The following is a 3,805-nucleotide window of genomic DNA, read 5'->3' as shown; positions in this document are numbered from 1 at the left end:
GTCGTCGCCAGTGCCTCGTGGAACGCGCGCTCCGCCGCTTCCGGGGTCCCGGCGGACAGGGCCTTCTCCCCGTCGGCGCAGGACTGTTCCGCATGGTCGTGTCCCGTGTCCGCGATCTGCGCAGTCACAGTCAGCCCCCGATCCACGGCGAGCGCGACGCCGCGTGCTCCGGCCGGCGGGTCAGCCGGCGGCCTCGTCAAGGATGGAGCGCCAGCGTCCCTGGGCGCGGTCGTAGTGCAGCGGTCCCGTCGAGAAAGCCGTCAGGTCGAGGCCGACGAGCCGTTCGTACGCCTCGGCGGGCAGGTCGGCCTCCAGGACGATGCTCAGGCCGCCCACCGGGTCCTGGAGCAGCAGCGGCCGCGCCTCGCCCGGGTCGTCCGGCGACGCGGGGCGCGCCAGTTTCCGTACGAGCCCCTTGAACGCCGCGTACGCGTCCTTGACCGCCTCCGCGCCCAGACCGCTGAGGAACGCCTGCAACGGCAGTGAGGCCAGGACCAGCCAGGGGACGTCCGCGGCGCCGCGGTGGCCGAGGGTGCGGCGGACGCGGACGGGCGGGGCGCCGAGCCCGGCGAGCGCGGCGACCAGTTCCTCGGCGAGGTCGTCGGGGACCTCTTGGTCGAGGAGGAGCTCCGCGCGCGGCGGCACGTCGGTCATGGCGGCTGTTCCTTCCGGGGACGTGCACCGCAGCCTAGAGGCGTGAGCCGAGCGCCCGGGGGGAAACCGGTGATTCACGGGGACGGCCGCCGCCCCGGCGTGGCGCATTCACGCCACCGCCCCCGCGCCCCGTGCGCCCGCGGTGCGCCCCTTCACGCCCCTGATTCACGCGATGGTGCGATCATCTGCGGCCGCGCGGATGGCGCCGGAGGGCCCCGGGTAGGGCCGGGCCATGACGCAGCCGTTCGAACTGCCGGCCTTCTACATGCCGTACCCGGCGCGGCTCAACCCCCACCTCGACGAGGCGCGCGCGCACTCGGCGCGGTGGGCCCGCGACATGGGCATGCTGGAAGGTTCCGGCGTCTGGGAGCAGAGCGACCTCGACGCACACGACTACGGATTGTTGTGCGCGTACACCCACCCCGACTGCGACGGCCCCGCGCTGTCGCTGATCACCGACTGGTACGTGTGGGTCTTCTTCTTCGACGACCACTTCCTCGACAGGTACAAACGCAGCCAGGACCGCGCCGCGGGCAAGGCCCACCTGGACCGGCTCCCCCGCTTCATGCCGATGGACCTCACGACCCCCGTGCCCGAGCCGGAGAACCCGGTGGAGGCGGGCCTCGCCGACCTGTGGGCGCGCACGGTGCCCGCGATGTCCGCCGACTGGCGCCGCCGCTTCGCCGAAGCCACGGAACACCTGCTCAACGAGTCCCTCTGGGAGCTGTCCAACATCAACGAGGGACGGATCGCCAACCCCGTCGAGTACATCGAGATGCGCCGCAAGGTGGGCGGCGCCCCCTGGTCGGCGGGGCTCGTGGAGTACGCGACCGCCGAGATCCCGGCGGCCGTCGCGGGGACCCGGCCGCTCCGGGTCCTGATGGAGACCTTCTCCGACGGCGTCCACCTGCGCAACGACCTCTTCTCCTACCAGCGCGAGGTCCAGGACGAGGGCGAACTGAGCAACGGCGTCCTCGTCCTGGAGACCTTCTTCGGCTGCACGACGCAGGAGGCAGCCGACACGGTCAACGGCATCCTGACCTCACGCCTGCACCAGTTCGAGCACACCGCCCTCACCGAAGTGCCCGCGCTCGCCCTGGAGAAGGGCCTCGCACCGCCCGAGGTCGCGGCCGTCGCCGCGTACACACGGGGCCTCCAGGACTGGCAGTCCGGCGGCCACGAGTGGCATCTGCGCTCCAGCCGGTACATGAACGAGGGCGCCCTCGACACCTCGCCGCTCGCCGGGCCCACCGGCATCGGCACCTCGGCGGCGGACATCGGCGCGCTCCTCTCCGACACCGGGGCGGAACGGTTCCGCGCCTACACCCACGTGCCGTTCCAGAAGGTGGGCCCCTCGCTGCTGCCCGACTTCGAGATGCCGTTCCCGCTCCGCCTCAACCCCCATGTCGACGCGGCCCGGCGGCACGTGACCGCCTGGTCGCACGCCATGGGCATCCTGGCGGAGGGCGTCTGGGACGAGGACCGGCTCGACGCCTGCGACCTCCCGCTCTGCGCGGCGGGCCTGGACCCCGACGGCAGCCCGGAAGCGCTCGACCTCAGCTCGCAGTGGCTCGCCTGGGGCACCTACGGCGACGACTACTACCCCCTCGTCTTCGGCCACCGCCGTGACCTCGCCGCCGCGCGGATCTGCACCGAGCGCCTCGCCGGGTGCATGCCGACCGGCGTGCCCAGGGGCGAAGGGGCGGCCGAAGCCGTCACCGTCCCCGCCAACGGCCTGGAGCGCGGCCTCACCGACCTGTGGCCGCGCACCACACGGAACATGACGGGACGTCAGCGCGAGGCCTTCAGGCACACCGTCGTCGTCATGATGGAGAGCTGGCTGTGGGAGCTCGCCAACCAGGTGCAGAACCGTATCCCCGACCCGGTCGACTACCTGGAGATGCGCCGTGCCACCTTCGGCTCCGAACTGACCATGCGCCTGTGCCGCATGGGCCACGGCCCCTCGGTGCCTCCCGAGGTCTACCGCAGCGGCCCCGTCAGGTCCCTGGAGAACGCCGCCATGGACTACGGGATGCTCGTGAACGACGTCTTCTCGTACCAGAAGGAGATCGAGTACGAGGGCGAGATCCACAACGGCATCCTGGTCGTCCAGAACTTCTTCGGCTGTGACTACCCGGCCGCGCTCGGCATCGTCCACGACCTGATGACCCAGCGCATGAGGCAGTTCCAGCACGTCGCCGCGCACGAGTTCCCCGTCCTGTACGAGGACTTCCGGCTCTCGGCCCAGGCGCGCGCCACCCTGGACGGCTACGTGGTGGAGCTTCAGAACTGGATGGCGGGCATCCTCAACTGGCACCGCGCGTGCCGCCGTTACGCGGCCGACGAGCTGGCCGGGCGGACGCACCGTTTCGTGCCCGACCTGGCGCCGAAGGCCCCCTCGCTCACCGTGCCGCGCTGACGCCCGGCTTCTCGGCGCCCACGCGCGCGTGCAGGACGGCGGCTCGGGCCAGCGCCCGTACGACCGGGTGCGGCCGCGAGCCGTCACCGGCCAGCTCGGGCTGGAAGAGCGTGGCCATGAAGAAGGGATGGCCCGGCAGCTCCGCGATCCTCGGCTCGCCCGCCTCGTCCGCGCCGGTGAACCGCAGACCGTGCGCGCGCAGGGTGTCCAGGTGCGCACTGGGACCGTACGAGCAGTGGTAGCGCTCGACCGACGTGGGCGCGCCGATGACGGACTCGGCGAGCGAACCCGGGGTGACCGTCACCGTCCCCTCGTGGCCGACCAGCGAGCAGGCGAGCGGCGTGATGAGCAGGTCGTCGGCGTCCGGGTCGTTCTCGGCGTGCGCGACACCGGTAAGACCGCAGACGTCACGGGCGAATTCGAGCAGCGTGTGCTGGAATCCGCCGCAGGTCCCGAGGAAGGGCACCCCGTCCTCGCGGGCCGTGCGGATGGCGGCCAGCGCGCCCGCCTCGCTGCGGTAGGGGCTGCCCGGCAGCACCCAGACCGCGTCGAAGCCCCGTACGGCACCGGGCTCCTCCGCGTCCTCGGTCGTGATCCAGTACGCGTCGAGGCAGAGACCGTCGCGGTCGGCCAGGGCCTGCAGGAGGAGCGGTACGCGGCTGTGCGACGCGACGTTGGGGGAGCGGTCGCCCACGAGGGCGATACGGGCGGGCGCCGAGGTGGGCGGTGGGG

3 protein-coding genes are annotated in these 3,805 nt (G+C 72.4%); 1 reads left to right on the top strand and 2 read right to left on the bottom strand.

The features are described 5' to 3' along the window. Positions 1-180: 180 nt before the first annotated feature. Positions 181-654 (bottom strand): hypothetical protein, encoded by a 474-nt coding sequence (locus AB8Z36_RS32390; RefSeq protein WP_369216954.1) that lies wholly within the window; start codon positions 652-654, stop codon positions 181-183. 232 nt (positions 655-886) lie between these two features. Here AB8Z36_RS32390 and cyc2 point away from each other — a divergent pair, with 232 nt between their 5' ends. Continuing rightward, positions 887-3,073 carry a germacradienol/geosmin synthase Cyc2 gene (cyc2, locus tag AB8Z36_RS32385; protein WP_369216953.1) on the top strand — a complete coding sequence of 729 codons (2,187 nt, stop codon included), beginning with the start codon at positions 887-889 and terminating at the stop codon, positions 3,071-3,073. On the opposite strand, the gene AB8Z36_RS32380 is transcribed toward cyc2, so the two are convergent. Continuing rightward, positions 3,057-3,776, bottom strand: a complete 720-nt coding sequence (locus AB8Z36_RS32380) for a CTP synthase C-terminal region-related (seleno)protein (RefSeq protein ID WP_369216955.1) — start codon at positions 3,774-3,776, stop codon at positions 3,057-3,059. The two genes, cyc2 and AB8Z36_RS32380, sit on opposite strands and share 17 nt — an antisense overlap. Between the last annotated feature and the right edge of the window lie 29 nt (positions 3,777-3,805).

Origin of the sequence: Streptomyces flavofungini (assembly GCF_041028215.1) — a bacterium.
In the GTDB taxonomy this organism is placed as follows: Bacteria; Actinomycetota; Actinomycetes; order Streptomycetales; family Streptomycetaceae; genus Streptomyces; species Streptomyces flavofungini_B.
The sequence above is the reverse complement of the archived record's forward strand: the minus strand, read 5'-3'. Positions and strand labels throughout refer to the sequence as shown.

What these genes read in the sequence shown, in the direction of transcription:
- cyc2 (WP_369216953.1), top strand. Translation starts at nt 887, where the DNA reads ATGACGCAGCCGTTCGAACTGCCGGCCTTCTACATGCCGTACCCGGCG.
- AB8Z36_RS32390 (WP_369216954.1), bottom strand. Translation starts at nt 654, where the DNA reads ATGACCGACGTGCCGCCGCGCGCGGAGCTCCTCCTCGACCAAGAGGTC.